Source organism: Psychrobacter sp. AOP22-C1-C5 (genome assembly GCF_052378885.1).
Classification (GTDB): domain Bacteria; phylum Pseudomonadota; class Gammaproteobacteria; order Pseudomonadales; family Moraxellaceae; genus Psychrobacter.
Genome location: NZ_JBQSYC010000003.1, coordinates 312693 through 328099, shown reverse-complemented (window position 1 = coordinate 328099; position 15407 = coordinate 312693). Strand labels below are relative to the sequence as shown.

Here is a 15407-nt window from a genome sequence, read left to right as displayed (position 1 = left end):
AATGCCATAAGCTTTAAATTAAGTATGAAATCTTTCAAATAACATAGTAGATGACATGTTTTTTTATAATTACTGATTTACTCTATAATAATTTATAACCATACTCCCAAAATCTTGGAGGTGTCGCGAGCATATCACTGTCTAGAAATACACTTGTGGTTGTAAAAATATAAATAAAGATAGCCATCAAAACAAAATAAATAATACTACAAACAACTATTTTACCTAATGAATTAACTTCCGGTACTTTATTGAAATAAGATGCATGCTGGAATACACGATTTTTTAATAAAAACACGAGCAACCATAATAATGCTATTTGTGTTATTGGGTATATGTGAGCGCCTGATAATGAGAGGTCTACCCCTATGGCTAATAAAGCTGCGATCGTGAAGTAGTTTTTCTCTGAACGCCAATCTACATTTTTAAAAATAACAAATATCATCGCCAACAAAAAACCCAATCCTATTAGGCCAGTTTCAGTCAATACTTGAATAAGCAGATTATGTGGATGTGCCGCTAAATACTCATAACTACCTAGTTGATAAAACCCACAACCGACTATTGGACTTTGTAACCAGCATTCAAAAGCATTCACCCATAGGTCATAACGTAAGCTAGTAGTGGTTCTAGCTATTTGTATTTCTAAAGCTGAAGAGGAATTAACGAAATTGGTAGCAGCAAGATATGTGATAGCAATATAGGCAAGCCATGCGGCAGTATAAGTTGTAAGTAGCTGCCATCGTACTGTACGGTTAAAGATAATGACAATGAATATTGTATAAGCCAGGGTCGCTGAGCGACCTGCATTCAATAAAATAGAAAAAAAGGCCAGTAATATAAATAATAGGTAAAGGCTTTTATACTTGGTCTCAGTAATATAGAGCCAAATTGCAAATATAGATATAATGAGCAAATAGCTATCATATACCCTTATATTCCATGGCATCGGATGCCAAATAGGATAATAGATACCAGTGTTAATGTAGTCTAAGACAGATAGAGGAAGCAGAGGAAAAATCAATAAGCTAGCAAATACGATGATCTTAGTCACAAGCTCATTGTATTCAAGTGAAAAAAAGCTTTTATACAATAAATAGGCCAATAGCAAGTCAACTACTATAAATTCGTAATTCTGCCAAAATAGACTAGCGACACCTATATACGCTAAAAATAATAGCTCTATCTTTGAGGTATGCTGTTGTTTATTAACAAGACTATAGACTCCAAAGCCAAACAGCAATGCTAATTCTAGCACTCTAAATTCATTATAAAATTTAGAGGTAATACCGACTGTCACTCCTAAAATGAAAAGCAAAAAATAAAGAGCTATGAATAGCTCTTTATTTTTAAATCTTCTAACAACACTAAACATTAGGTACCTGAACAACCTGCTGGCTTATATTTAGCATTGGCTGTAGTAGCACACGACCAAGTACCATTAGCTGTACGAGTCCAAGTTAAAGTACTTGCTGTACCGTCTTTAAGCGCAGCTGCAGCATTATTGTTAAACGTTGCTACAATTGGAGTAGTTGCTGTTAAAATAGCTCCGTTATTACCGTCAGTATTAGGTGCAGCACCTGCAACTGTAGTAGACTGGATATTAGAATTAGTAATACCAAGCGGACAATCACCAATAGCTGTTTTGCCTTCGTTTAAACAAGTTTCGACAGCGGTCTTAACAGCTGAAGTCTCGCCCATAGCACGGCTAACTTGTGACTTAGCGATGTAGTTCTGATACTGTGGAATAGCGATCGCAGCTAGGATACCGATAATAGCAACAACGATCATTAGTTCAATTAAGGTAAAACCTTTTTGAGTGTTCATAAGAACTCCTTTGGGGATATATGAAGATTAGATAATGAATATATTTTCTATCTTCAGGGATAAAATTATTTTTTCCATCTATATGTCTTCTTGTTGCACTTGGCGTGCCAACTTACGAATTAAATATAAAACTTTCAAATAATTCCACTTATTAGTTCTTAAATAGATCTACCCTATGATAAAGATTACAAAATGTCACTTATGTTACTAAGAGTCTACTGAAAATTGTCTATAGATATAAAGATTAAAGGTAATTAGTAACAAAAACTGACATTTTTTGTCATTATTTTCCATTCAAACGTTTTTTGTCACTTATTCCATTCATTGCTACTACCACAAATGCTAGCACGACATTTGACACCTTGATGATTTAAAGTTAGCGCACCGTCGTTATTCAATTGGGCTCCTAGAACAGGTGTAGCAGTGATTGTCCATGTGCGGTTGAGTGGCGTAGGAGCTACTGTAACGGTATACAGTGCATTGCCTTGTCTAGGATAATTTCCCATCAAATCCGTTGTAACTATCCCACCATAGTTACCCTGCACCAATTTTCGGCTCTCAATTTGGCTAGCGATATTTTGCATCTCACTCATCATATCAGTACGCTTAGTCTTGATGGTATATCGCTGATAGCTCGGAAGAGCAATAGCTGCTAGTACACCGATGATAACGACAACGATCATTACCTCAATGAGTGTCAAACCCTGTTGTTTAGATAATCCTGTAAGTGTCTTAACTGATACTGACATTACCAGTTCTCCCCTGTAGTACCACAATTGGTAGAAGCAATCGTAACCGTTCTGTCTTTAGTTTTGCACTGTACGCCTGTACTACTGGTCATTAAAATAGAAGCATTTGATTGTTTGAGTGAATCATTTGGCTGTGCCAATATTCGCCATGAGTTACCTGCTGTCGAATAGCTAGTACTTGCTGGTGCCAACGTATTGCCTGTGTTGCCATCTACTAATGTGATCAAATAGCTATAATTGGTAATATCACTGCCCTTAGGTACATAGATGGTCTTGTTATCAGCAGCATCGTAAGTATAAGTAGGCGTACCATTAGCGGTGAGTTTCTTTGGTCTAAACCCTTTATAAGTCAACGCATTGGCACGCCAGCGATTAAGCTCTATTTCTAGCTGCTGCATGCTTGCCTGCGCTTGTGACTCCGCGTTTCGCACCACAAACTGACGGTAAGATGGTACCGCGACGGCTGCTAAGATTGCCATTATGATAACGACTACCATCAGCTCGATAAGGGTAAAGCCTGACTGTTTCTCAAATATCTGTGCTTTCATATAGCTATTCCATCAGTCTGCTTCGTACCACGTTTTTGGCTGTAGCGTAAAACGATCATTGTGTAACAGACTAGGAGCAGAACCATTACCAAGTATTTGATCAGCAGCTGTCAGATTTTGTGACACACCTTTCGAATCTTGTTCACTAAGATCATAGATACCTTTGCCACCATCAGAGCCGAAGTTCACTCGATCATTCTGCAGTTCTGACAAGGTACGTGTACCAATGAGCACGCGTAGATTGGAAAGGCTGGAGCTAGCTGGTCCAAGTGTCAACTCTTGAATACCTTTACCCGCTCTAACAAAACCAGCGGTACCATTCTTGGATTCGCCAGTACCTACATCATCCAAACAGATACCGTAAGGCAAACAGTACAGCTGTCGCTCTGACCCGCCAGTGATTCTGGCAGAACAAGAGTCAACAGCGCCATAGTTCATGTCTGGATTGTAGGCAGTGGTGTACAAAAAGCTGTCAATAACCTCAGATTTGCCAATACCTTTGGTATATCTGACATTACCATAACCGTCAAACCGTGTAAGAGGATAATACCATCCTTGTCTTGTGCCTGCTTTCATCATATCGATGACGGTATTTTTTTGAGCTCTTGTATATCCTGCATCCGTCAAAGTGCCAATAGTGGATGGTAACTCAGCCAGATTACTGCTTGCTGTATTATTTGCTGTTAAATTTACTATTCTTTGGCCATTAACATTGGTTGAATCGGTAAAGTTGGTAGCGTAAAACACGTTGTCAGGTCTGGTTACATCGCTATCAATAATGCCATAGAGTCTATCTGCTTTACTGAGATCGCGTACCTTTGACAAAGGCGAGCTACGATCGCCTGAAATCACATTGACCATCGCAAACAAAGTATTGGTTATTGTGTTGCGATAAAAACTCACTACAGGTCGTTCATAAAAACGATGATTGTACTTGGTATCAGCGCCAGTATAGGCACCTTGGAGAACTCGAGTCACTCTGGTATTGGTAAAGGAAGTCTCAGGTGCTGATGCTGAAGGCTTTACAAAACCAGCATTGGTAAAATCAGCACGGAACAACTGACCACCCAAGTCTGCAAAATAGATGTGATCCATAAAGCCATCGTTATCACGATCTAGCGTAGTAACACCCGCAACGATACTGTTGGTCATCGTAGGGACTGTTCTTGAGGCACCAGAAGCACCAGATGCTGACCAGATTAGACTGCCATCCTGAGCATTGATAATATACACCGCGTTGCCTCTGGTTGACGATATATTTGAACAAGCGCCAAGTGCCGTGTCTGTCACCCCAACTTGAAAACCTTCATTTTCATAACACATATCATAGCCACCACCGAATACCAATACATCGGTCCCAGTATCAGTTGACCTGGTTTTTATTTTGGCTTTAGTAGGCTGTGACCAAATTTGTCCCATACGTGCAAATCCAGTAGTCGCCGGCGTAATAGTAAACATCATGTTAGGGTTGTCAGGATCATTAAGGTTGAGACCATAAAAAGCCTCACCGCCCATACGTAGACCACCATAAGCATAAATACCTTGGTTACCTGATGTATCGATATTTACTCGCCTATTAGCAAAATCATACCTATAGTCAGCGCTGACTAACCAAGGTGCGTCAATACCAAATTCTGGCGACCCTATTTCGGGTTTGGTTGCCTCTTTAACGAGTGCTTCTGACTGACTACTATTTCTAAGCATTTCTCTAGGAATAATAACGAATCTTTCTCTGCCGCCATTATTAGCACCAGAATCAGAAGCATTGACCAGATGTAGTCCGCCCTCTGTCGAGCCAAATAACACATAATCATCACGCGCTGCAGTGACTCGGCCATCATCATCTAAAGTCGCTGAATAGGATACTGAGGCAGGGGTAGAGTGTATCGTAGCACCGAGCACTTTGATAGGTTGAGTGGCGTTGGCACTGGTAAGCGTCATATCTTTGACACTTACCGTTGATGCTGGTAAGTTTTCGAACCCTAAAAAATTCAATAGCTTTCTTAGAGTTGCTTGATTATATGTGGCCGTGTCATTAAAAGAAGTATCAGTTAATGCCTGGTTGTTTACCAATACTTTACCTGCACCACTCACGCTCACTCTTCTTAAAACAGGAAATTGATCCGTTTTACTTCTCCAATCTTCTACAAACAAGACTCTAGTTGAATTAATGCCAGCGCCAGTGTCAGGCGTATTTAATTGCGAGTAGAACCCACCAGACTCTACCTTATCATTGGCACCCGGATAGTTTCGATCTGACCAAAAGTCTTGTGCAGCTGGATTTAGCTCACCTGCTACGTTTCTAAAGAGCCTTGTATTATTTCTACCAAAAAGCGTAGCTTCATTTAGGCGATACTTTTTCATATTACCTTCCCAAATCACTGAATTTTCAGCGACTTTGGGTTGTAATGTTGGATAATAAGCGACAGCAAGCTGACTGTCAGCACGATAAGGATCATCTGGAATGATGATAGTACCTGAAGGCGTAGATGGTAACGTTTGATTCAAATCACTAACAAAGGTGATGATACTATTGACGATGTCTTCCGTAGACTGCGCCGAATAGAAGCCGCCTTCACCAAAACCGCCTACCCCTGGCAATTCACTAGTTGCTTTTTCACCCCAGTTACAGGCATTTCTAGCATCAATATTAGTGATATTTGAACAGTTATAAAAATCACGATTAGCAGTAACACCGGTTTTTGGATTGGTATAAGGTAGGTTACGAATGACTCGATCCGCTACAAGTTTATCAGCATCTACTGCTCTATTGACGTCAAATATTGAACCAAAACCAACCACAGCGGTATAAACTTCTTTATCTGTTCCTAGGGGATTAATTGTCGGATCACGTAGGGCTTTAGCAAAAGCGCCTACTTCTGGCATACCACTACTAGCTTGACTCCCATTCGGTAAGGTTATAGATGGTACGCTGAATGATGATGAACCTAAAGCCGATCTCATTAAGGGTAAAGGAGCAGGAGAGCTGTTTGGCTCACCATCGGTCAAGAAATATATCCCTCGACCGTCACAGCTAGACGCTGATGACAAAGGACTAACATAATTGCTGCCAGATTTCGCATTTGATATAGAATTGGCAAAGCCACTAAAGCCCCACGCTTCTGCACTTTGGGTTAAATCTCTTACTAGACAGTTGTTATTAGTGTATATGCCACATCTTCTAGTCGTATAGCCACTTGAAGACATAGTTATAGTAGTGCTAGTAAGCCCGCTACATCTAGATATATCGGTAGTCTCATTCCAAGCGTTACACACGCGATATGAGTTAGTTCCCACGTTTACAAATGATTCTCTTGGACGGGTAATAGAAGTAGATGTATTCTTGCCTAACATATAGGCACCGACTTCTGCATAAGCATTGGCTGTTGGTGTGCCATTCTCGCCTGTCAAAGCCGCAACCGCTCGTCTAATCTCGGCGCGCTGTGTCGGATCAACTAACTTAGCGGGTACAACGATCTTGCCACTAGTACCATCAGCTCCTATATAGGTATTACTACTATTGCTTTGTGTTGAAAATTGCCCAATACCAATTGCGACTTTTTTGGGGTCTAGTTTAGGGTTGTCCATTAGCGCAAAAATGGCGTCTTTTAGTCGTGTCAGGCGATCATAAGATTTAGCATTTTCTGTAAAATAATAAGTATTACCGCTATTAGTCCCAGCTTGCAATCCAGTGGTTGTTGGTCTTGCTATCTCAGTCGCACACTCTGTCGTTCCAAAATTAAAACTTCCTGAACCATCACTCGCGCCGCAGCGATACCATCGATTATCGGTCAGCCGATAAAAAAACTTTCTTGTTTCACAATATCTTCTATCGTAACTAGGTGTCGTTAAAGATTTCTCAATACCTACTCCATTAGAAGAAACACCTGAAGGTAAGTCGCAAGCTCCCGTCGTAACATTAGCTGCCATACTGCCAGACGTATCTAACATCATGGTGATCGTCGTCTTACCGCCTTCTGCTGCTTTATAAATCTCTAGATCACCGATTTTTTTACCAGCCACATCTGCATGTGCTACTGGTATCGCCATCATTGATGCCACGACAACGACCAGATACTTGATGGACGATGCCTTCATATCAGTAGCTGCTAATGGTTTGTCAAAATGTCTCATGACATCTGTCCTTATATGAGATAAAAATAATCAGCAAGCTTTTTAGGGTGTTGATGGTGAAAACATGCATTGTGGATTCATCGGACCTTTACCAAAAGGAATACAAATAGTGGTAGAAGAAACGTTTTCAACTTCTGCTTGCTCATATAGCATTTTACTGGGTGTACTTGCTTGCAATAGACACTCACTCAATGATTGGTTGCCTGTTAACACATTCGATTTTATGCTGGTTTGTTCAAAGCATTTGGTACTACCTACTTTAGGTTCATTGTAGGCAGGCAGAGCAGAGGTTGCTCGAACATCAAACTTATATTTTTTACTGGTTCTATCTTCAATCTCTTTACCAATAACCATATGTCCGAATCTTTCCGCATTAGGATCAGGCGGCGTAAGGCTGACACTCATTTGTGTCATAACAGTCTGCCTAGCGCTTGTATAGCCATTAGCATTGGTATAATCACATATACCATTATTTAGACTATCAATATAACCACCCGAAACATCCTTTACGGTTGCATTTGCTTTCACGTACGTTTGGGTACGCGGATTAAAGCAGTATATAAATTCGTTAGTTGCACTCTTTTCATCTAATAAAAAATGACCAAACACACCTGAGAAGCTGGTTGCATCTTCATACTCTTTAGATGACGGATTTCCATTAATCATCATCTCTAACCTTTGATTGGCACTGTCTGATGATTGTAATAAGACAGTATTAATCTGATCACTAGTAGCAATTTTTAGATCTGTGTTACTTTGTCTAACCGCTATGGCGCCTGCCAACATAATGAGCACTAAAAATAGTAAGACCACTATCAAAGTTGCACCTTGTTCTGTGCTTCCATATATCTGATTGATACTGACATTTCTTTTTGTCTGATATGATAGGTATTGGTTGTGAATCATCTGTAGTCTCCCTACTTAAGGTAATAAGCTAGTACTTACGCTTACCACACGGGCATTACGCAGTAACGTGGTAGTCTCATAACTCGTACGCACCTGTTTACTGCGACTGGCATCCGTTTTTAATACATTGCTCTGACCTAGTAGAGTGAATGAGGTTTGATCATCACTGCTTAAGACAGGTGTCGTACCATGGACAATCAGCCCCATCTTAATAGATGTGATAGCAGGTCTATCAGCAGTGATGGCAAGATAAGCACTACTTGGTAAATACATGGTTCTTCCTACATTGGCGCCTTTGGTGTACTGTACGCCCAATAGAACTTTAAACTGATCCGCATTGACGATCAGCTCTTGCCCGGCCTGCCCAAACTGCCGTGAATCTGTTGCTGCCATCGTATTGTCTATACCACCTGCTTTATTGACACGTCCTGCATCACAAGCCAATACTAGATTTTTGATCACGCCAGCGCTTGAATCACCTGTTACTTGACGTAAAAAGTAACGTTCAATAATAATATCATTTACCGCAGCCTCAGCCCCTTCACAGTCTCTTATCGGACTACCAGTAATGTTAGTGTATTGAATGGTCAATTGGTCACTATTGATATTGGTGTTCGATATACCCGTCCAGCCATTTGAACCAACTGACGTGTCTCCTGCCCGTCTCGTCAAATACCCTGTATTGGCATAAGGCGTAGGTGTCGCTGGAACACCAATATTAAGACCTGTTAATACAACGCCTCCATTGACTGTAGTGCTATCAATTTGCGTACTGGGATTACCAAGATTTGCTAGACGCACTTTTTTTTCTAGCTGCTGCAAACCAAAAACACTGGCGTCCTGCAACTCACTACCACTGGCTTGAATACTACTTGTCTTTACATTAATTAGGTAGACCTGAATGACAGCGGCAGACACAATCAAACCGAGCACTAAAGAAATCATAAGCTCTATGAGGGTAAAGCCTGCTTGATAGTTATCGCTATATCTATACGAATGGTTAGATGACATTAGTATGCCTCCATAATAAAGCACTCTGCACCATTTTTATAAGTACCATCTGCATTAGCACAAGCATTTGGAGCGGTATCGTTTAGCTGAACTGTCGTATCACCCCAGCTTGCGACAAAACACTGACGTCGATCCGACGTACCTGGACAACCATTAGGTACCATCCCCATATTAATATCATTAGCAGCTGCATATGACTTTAGCAATAGCCCATCACGTGTCGCCAACTGGTTGATTGTACAGCTTGCTGCTGCCGCAGGGGCTGCATTGGTATTTTGCACACAGCTGTCTTTTGTAATGGCACTGCCATCGATAGTGACAGAGACTGAATCGCCATTTAGCGCTGTTCTAAAAGCATTACTGCCTGTAGGGTTGGCGCGTATCGCCTCTGCCCCTCCTCTCATAATAGTCAAAGAACGAGTGCGCATTAAGCTCTCGTCTGTCGCTTTTATGGCGGTCATTTGCATGGCACTAAACCCCAAAACAGCTACCGCAAGCAATAGTAATGCAACCATTACTTCTATGAGACCTACGCCTTCCTGTATGGTTTTAAGCTTCATCAACATCTCCCCGCATTTGTCGTATCAACGTTACCAATACGACTAAGACTCACTTGTCTAGGTGTCTCATTATTAGAACCACTATCGCAGATGGTATAGAGTACTGTTGCACCATTAGCTATTGTTTTATCAGGTCGAAAGACAATACTATTGACACCAGATGGGGAAATGGTTGGGGTAACACCGCTTTTATTATTGATATTGTAACTAGCTATATTGTTACTATTGGCTCGTAGCGTTAATGTCTTAGGTGTCGTAGTGGCATTATATATAACTTCGACATTTTGACGACGAATGATACTCTCAACTTTCGCTTCTTTTAACGCATTAGCAAGCGTAGCAGCTGTCGATTTCACCCGCTGATTGGCCAGTTGGGTACTGATATTGGGCGCGGCAATACTGACAATAATGGCAAGCACAGCAATCGTTACCATCAGCTCAATCAGAGTGAATCCTGAGCTGGTTGTTTGTCGCTTAAGTGGTAAATCATTTGCAGATGCGTTCACATCAGATTCCTATTTATAACTGCCATTGTGTGTCTAATACCAAAGCTGATTTAAAGTAGATAATGCGGGGTTCACATTATTATTTCTTTTCCATGCATTACCTTCAGATACTTAACATATACAATGCAATTTTTATTCCATGATGTTTAAAAGACATCCTATATAGTCATATTAACAATATCAGCAAGCTGACTAAGACTCGCATTTTCTGTATGTTGTTTCATCAAATAAGACACCAGAAACAACATTTATAGATAACAGTTTGATATATTTGATTTTTATAATATAGCGTTAAGATCATGCATTAGCAACACAATAGTAATGCAGAGAAACTTAAATTAGCTATGAGGAATGGCTACCATGTGCTAGCGCATAAGCAGAGATATGATATTGGTTTGCAATATAAGACTCAGTCACAGTTAAGCCAGTTACTTGAGTATACAAAGCCCGCCCCAACGCTTGCAAACTTGCCCCTGTGGTCGCAACATCGTCGAACAATATCACACGCTTAACGGGTAACTTCTCGGTTAAAGCAAAAGCATTGTCTAGATTACTTAAGCGTTCGGCACGTGTCAGACCTTGCTGACTGACCGTATTATCGATACGTTGAACGCCCTGCCACAGCGGTATTCGCCAGTGTTCGGACAATTGCGCTGCCAAAACCATGACGGGATCAAATCCACGTTTAACCAATCGTTGCTCGGTGGTTGGCATAGCGACAATCACGCTATTGTTTTGATGGCAGCCATGAGGACGTGGTAATTGGCGCAAAACATGTAACAACAATGGCAGCTTGGTCATATTTTCATGATATTTGAACGCTCTTATCGCCTGACGTATTGGATAATCATAATAAGTAGCCGCTTGAATGGGTAGATCGATGCCAGCTGCAATGTCAACTTCAAAAGGTTTTGGCAACCAAGCAATACTATGATGACACTGCGTACAAAGCAGCCCACTATTAAGACGTTGCTCTATTTTTTGGCGGAATTTGGCAACTGCTGACTGCTGATTTGGTAAAAATTTGGCGTTTGTGCGAACGCTGTCCACATCAACAGTGCTCAATGATGGGTGAGAAAGTGGAAGGTGAATTTGCGGTGTGCTACGATAAACACGACAAAGCTGGCAGCGTATATCAATATACTCTGCCAGCCATAATCCAGTTTGATAAGGAGGCAATCGGCGCATCATTGACTTTAAATATTGATACGATTAAAAACCTTTCCAGTCATTTAGCACGATACCAAAGCCAATAGACGTGTTTTCATGATTGTAATCAATAAGTGATTCGCCATAACCTTGGAATAGCTGGACAAAACCATTGACATTCTTAGTGAGTGGGTACACATAATCAATCTGAGCCGCGCCTTTATTGGTACTAGGATTGTAGCGCAAGGTACCGCTGATGCTCTGCTGGTCAGCTAGGTCATACAAAAATTTGACATCGCCATAACCCATGAAATCTTCGATATCTGGATTATCATCGTCATTAGCGCTCTCATTTTTTACTCGAGTCCATAGACGAGGTATCACTGATAATTTGCCCCACTCAGCCCCTGCCATCAGATAAGCACGGTTCCATGAGCGTGATAGTGGATCATCTTGACCGTTCGAATGGTGAATGGCACCTGCGCCCAACATACGCAAACGACCACCAAAAGGCAGGTCGGCTGTGACAGGCTGCGTCAAAAATATTTCGGGCTGATAATCAGTGGCACGAAACGGTCGTGAGTTGTCTTCATTAAAAACCTGCCAATGCGACTCTTGGGTATAACCAAACCACAAATCAGCATTGGTATCAAATAAATCTTCAGCAACTTTGCTCTTCAAAGACAACTGGAATTTTAATTCGGTATTGCGCACATCGTTAGACGTATAAGGCTCTACGGGTTGAGACGGTGTATTTGGACCTAGGTTAGGATCAAAGGTATAAAACAGCGGTAAGATATACGTCGGACGGTATGGTCGAACCGTCCATGTACCGCGTTCACTGTTTTGATCAAGATCATAAGACAAACTAAGCGGCGTATATTTTTCGATATCAGTCTGAGTAACGCCAGCGTTTTCTAACACCTCTGCTTCTTTTTGTGTCATGCCAACGGTGTCTAACCCATCTTTAGTGTCAGGCTCATTAGCGGATAAGCCTGTCGCTGTATTATTTGCGCCAGCGATCGTTGTATTTTCTTCTACAAAAACAAATTGAGGATTGCCTGAAATGGTCGTTCTCAATGTCTTTGCCAAATCGACTGACTGTTTGGGCGTGACGTAGCTTGGTGTCTTACCTTCCTCAGCGACTTTATCAAAACAAGCCAAACGCGCAGCGCTGGTCTGAACTTGAGTACAATCAAAAAACAACTTGGCTTGCTGTGCAATAAACTCTTGGCTCATCACTGGACGAGTTGGCGTCGCTGTAGTCATTGATTGCGGATCAGCACTCTGTGCCAAGCCATCACTTTGATAGTCAAATGCAGTCTCTGGCACTGCCGACTCTTTATAGGTCTGAGCAGGATTTGCCGCTTGTGCTTGCACGGTAAAACAACTGAGCGCTATCCCAACGGCTATGGTCAGATAATGCTGATTTGCTTGCGGTAAAAGGCTTTTGCGTGCTTTGATAAGATCCATAGACTGAGGCCGTGGAGTGATGTGGAAAAACATAAGTGTCCTTTGTCTAACTGACAGTATTGGCAGCAGAGTATATGAGATAATGAATATGCCCATAAATATCATTGCTAAATATGGTCAATGATATTTGGTCATAAGAACGAGTCGTTACGATGAGTAAGACTCCTTCAACATTGTTGCTTTATTGTAGTGAAAACAGGCACACTATACTAGCGTTATCGTGACAGAATACAAATGTAAATAGGTCTGAATGGCATTGAATAAAACACTTAGTCACAAGAGTTTAAATAGAATTTAATAAAATTAAAAAAGCCAACGCACTGTCTTGATAGTACGTTGGCTTTTTCATTATCAAGCCCAAAAAATACTGCCTGATTTTGTTAAGTATTGGCTCTTAATATTAGTTATTAAGCGTCGTCAAGGTCTGCTCAAACTCCGAACGACCAATTTCACCCACTTGTTGCTGAACCAATTGACCATCTTGGTAATATAATAAAGCTGGCGGACCAAACAGTTTGTAGCGTGCCAAGATTGCCTTTGAGTCATCAGTGGTCTCTGTGATATCTAGCCTCACTAACTGCCAATCTTGCATCTGGGTTGGACGATTATGAAACAAGTTTTTATCCATAATACGGCATTCAACACACCAATCTGCTGTCAAATCAACAATCACTTTGGGGTTGGCAGCGACAATCGTATCCAGTTCGGCAAGCGTCGTGATGTTTTTATCTGTTGCACTATTAGCTACTGGCTGACCCGTAGTAGATGCCACCATCGGAGCCGCACTCAATGATGCGAGGGGATGTAAGCTGTCGTCATTACCCAGGGCCGCGCCGACTATCAAACAAACGGCCCAAACACCAACGATCAAACCCAACGCTCGGGTAAGCATATGACCTTTGCCCAACCAGCTCCACGCCCATGTCGCAACAACCATAAACCATAGCGCCCATACCATGAGCATTACAGGTGAAATAAAGACCCGTTCAATCAATAACAGCGCAACGGCAAAAAGCAGTAAAGCGAAACCCAGCTTGACCCAATTCATCCACTCGCCCGCTTTTGGCATGATTTTGCCTTGAGTAGCACCAATCAAAATCAGCGGTGCAGACAGGCCAAAGCCCAGCATAAATAAGGCGGCAAAGCCAAGCAGCGGACTGCCAATCGTAGACACTGCCAACAGCGCCCCAAATAATGGTGCAGAAACACAAGGTGACACCACCAGCGCGGACAAAAAGCCAGCAATCAAGCTACCGCCCATACTACCAAGTTTGCTATCGCCCGCTTGACTCAAGCCTTGCATCTTATTACTAATGGCTCGCGGTAAGCGGAGGCTAAATACGCCCAGCATGTATAATGCCAATAGCACAAAGACGATGGCAAAGCTAATAAGAATAATGGGGTTTTGCAACCAGCCAATGATCCCTAGTGACTCACCAAATACAGCAATGACGGCACCCAAAATACCATAAGCAATCGCCACACCAACGGCATAACTGGTGGTTAAAATCACACCGCGTTTTACCGTTGGATTTTCTTCTCGTGCAACAATGTTGGCCACGATGGGCAACATCGGTAATACGCATGGTGTCAATGCCAAGCCCAAGCCCGCCAAAAACAACAATACCAAGGCCAACCAAGGATGAGAAGCCAAACCAAAAGGGTCGCTATCAGCGGCATTTTGAGTGGCAATAGTCGTATTGTTTGTCGTCGTACTACTGTTTACTTCCTCACCTGCGCCAGTAATCGTATTGGTAGCTGCAAGCTCGCCTTCTAAAGTATCGTCGCCCATCAAGGCGTAATCAATTACCTCATCCTCTACCAAACTATCTGACTCCGCCCCAGCATTAGCGGCATCTGTCACGTTGGTCGTCCCTGACTGAGCGTTGTCTATAGAAGTAGCGCTAGTAGCAGCGATGTTGACAGTAGTTTTAACCTTTTCTGGTGGATAACAAAGCCCTGCTTTGGCGCACCCTTGCCAGCCAATCACCACGGCGGCATTGTCCAGATTATTGCTACTACTCAAGACAGTGGTAGCGACCATGTTTGTTTGGTCAAACACGGGCACTTGCCCAAAAATTGGATCATCAATTGAAACGGGAGACTGACTAAAGGTAAAAGGCGCCGCTGTCACACCAGCAGGCAAGGTTAACTTGATTTTATCCTTATAAACATAATGCTCAGGCGTAATATCAAAATTAATGGCTAAGCGCGTCCCATTTTGGGTCGGCTGACTGCTACTACTGACTTGGAACGCTTGCTCCACTGGCAAAAATTTCGGCTGCGCGTCGTTTTGAGTTTCACCAAATAAATCACTCAATCCTGCAGCTTGTACTTGAGTTGGCACAACCATCAATCCAGTAGCCATCACTCCTGACAGCAACGTGCTACTGGCGAAAGCCAATGCCAACAGGTAAGACGGTTTGGAAACGCGACTTGCCGCTTGCGATAAGACTTTTTCTATTGGCTGAATGGACATAGATGGCTACCTGCTGGCGACTAGTTGTGATTAGTATGACTGATATTTTTCTTACTTATCTTATA

Annotated in this window: 12 protein-coding genes; all 12 read right to left on the bottom strand. The window is 42.0% G+C overall.

Annotated features, from left to right (window positions below; translation table 11 throughout):
- Positions 1-82: 82 nt before the first annotated feature.
- Positions 83-1375, bottom strand: a complete 1293-nt coding sequence (locus tag ACT3TH_RS06195; protein ID WP_444754973.1) for an O-antigen ligase family protein — start codon at positions 1373-1375, stop codon at positions 83-85.
- Positions 1375-1827: a pilin gene (locus tag ACT3TH_RS06190; protein WP_444754972.1), complete on the bottom strand. Its 453-nt coding sequence runs from the start codon at positions 1825-1827 to the stop codon at positions 1375-1377. The genes ACT3TH_RS06195 and ACT3TH_RS06190 overlap by 1 nt, the downstream gene beginning before the upstream one ends.
- A 308-nt stretch (positions 1828-2135) precedes the next feature.
- The gene (locus tag ACT3TH_RS06185) at positions 2136-2576 is read right to left on the bottom strand and encodes a type IV pilin protein (protein WP_444754971.1); all 441 of its coding nucleotides are present in this window, start codon (positions 2574-2576) and stop codon (positions 2136-2138) included.
- On the bottom strand, positions 2576-3124 hold the full coding sequence (locus ACT3TH_RS06180; RefSeq protein ID WP_444754970.1) for a type IV pilin protein: 549 nt from the start codon (positions 3122-3124) through the stop codon (positions 2576-2578). The genes ACT3TH_RS06185 and ACT3TH_RS06180 overlap by 1 nt, the downstream gene beginning before the upstream one ends.
- Positions 3125-3136: 12 nt before the next feature.
- Positions 3137-7258, bottom strand: a complete 4122-nt coding sequence (locus tag ACT3TH_RS06175) for a pilus assembly protein PilY (protein ID WP_444754969.1) — start codon at positions 7256-7258, stop codon at positions 3137-3139.
- Between the two features lie 42 nt (positions 7259-7300).
- The gene (locus tag ACT3TH_RS06170; protein ID WP_444754968.1) at positions 7301-8164 is read right to left on the bottom strand and encodes a pilus assembly protein PilX; all 864 of its coding nucleotides are present in this window, start codon (positions 8162-8164) and stop codon (positions 7301-7303) included.
- Positions 8165-8179: 15 nt separating this feature from the next.
- Positions 8180-9175: a prepilin-type N-terminal cleavage/methylation domain-containing protein gene (locus ACT3TH_RS06165; RefSeq protein ID WP_444754967.1), complete on the bottom strand. Its 996-nt coding sequence runs from the start codon at positions 9173-9175 to the stop codon at positions 8180-8182.
- Entirely contained in the window at positions 9175-9735 is a 561-nt protein-coding gene (gene pilV, locus ACT3TH_RS06160) for a type IV pilus modification protein PilV (RefSeq protein ID WP_444754966.1), read from the bottom strand. The genes ACT3TH_RS06165 and pilV overlap by 1 nt, the downstream gene beginning before the upstream one ends.
- On the bottom strand, positions 9735-10241 hold the full coding sequence (locus tag ACT3TH_RS06155; RefSeq protein ID WP_444754965.1) for a pilus assembly FimT family protein: 507 nt from the start codon (positions 10239-10241) through the stop codon (positions 9735-9737). The genes pilV and ACT3TH_RS06155 overlap by 1 nt, the downstream gene beginning before the upstream one ends.
- A 342-nt stretch (positions 10242-10583) precedes the next feature.
- Complete coding sequence (locus tag ACT3TH_RS06150; RefSeq protein ID WP_444754964.1) at positions 10584-11429, bottom strand: ComF family protein; 846 nt, start codon at positions 11427-11429, stop codon at positions 10584-10586.
- 24 nt (positions 11430-11453) lie between these two features.
- Entirely contained in the window at positions 11454-12863 is a 1410-nt protein-coding gene (locus ACT3TH_RS06145; protein WP_444754963.1) for a phospholipase A, read from the bottom strand.
- A 400-nt stretch (positions 12864-13263) separates the two neighbouring features.
- Positions 13264-15342: a protein-disulfide reductase DsbD gene (gene dsbD, locus ACT3TH_RS06140; RefSeq protein WP_444754962.1), complete on the bottom strand. Its 2079-nt coding sequence runs from the start codon at positions 15340-15342 to the stop codon at positions 13264-13266.
- Between the last annotated feature and the right edge of the window lie 65 nt (positions 15343-15407).

Coding starts and splice junctions, on each gene's coding strand:
- ACT3TH_RS06145 (WP_444754963.1), bottom strand. CDS start 12,863: ATGGATCTTATCAAAGCACGCAAAAGCCTTTTACCGCAAGCAAATCAG.
- ACT3TH_RS06170 (WP_444754968.1), bottom strand. CDS start 8,164: ATGATTCACAACCAATACCTATCATATCAGACAAAAAGAAATGTCAGT.
- ACT3TH_RS06190 (WP_444754972.1), bottom strand. CDS start 1,827: ATGAACACTCAAAAAGGTTTTACCTTAATTGAACTAATGATCGTTGTT.
- ACT3TH_RS06195 (WP_444754973.1), bottom strand. CDS start 1,375: ATGTTTAGTGTTGTTAGAAGATTTAAAAATAAAGAGCTATTCATAGCT.
- dsbD (WP_444754962.1), bottom strand. CDS start 15,342: ATGTCCATTCAGCCAATAGAAAAAGTCTTATCGCAAGCGGCAAGTCGC.
- pilV (WP_444754966.1), bottom strand. CDS start 9,735: ATGAAGCTTAAAACCATACAGGAAGGCGTAGGTCTCATAGAAGTAATG.
- ACT3TH_RS06180 (WP_444754970.1), bottom strand. CDS start 3,124: ATGAAAGCACAGATATTTGAGAAACAGTCAGGCTTTACCCTTATCGAG.
- ACT3TH_RS06165 (WP_444754967.1), bottom strand. CDS start 9,175: ATGTCATCTAACCATTCGTATAGATATAGCGATAACTATCAAGCAGGC.
- ACT3TH_RS06175 (WP_444754969.1), bottom strand. CDS start 7,258: ATGAGACATTTTGACAAACCATTAGCAGCTACTGATATGAAGGCATCG.
- ACT3TH_RS06150 (WP_444754964.1), bottom strand. CDS start 11,429: ATGCGCCGATTGCCTCCTTATCAAACTGGATTATGGCTGGCAGAGTAT.
- ACT3TH_RS06185 (WP_444754971.1), bottom strand. CDS start 2,576: ATGTCAGTATCAGTTAAGACACTTACAGGATTATCTAAACAACAGGGT.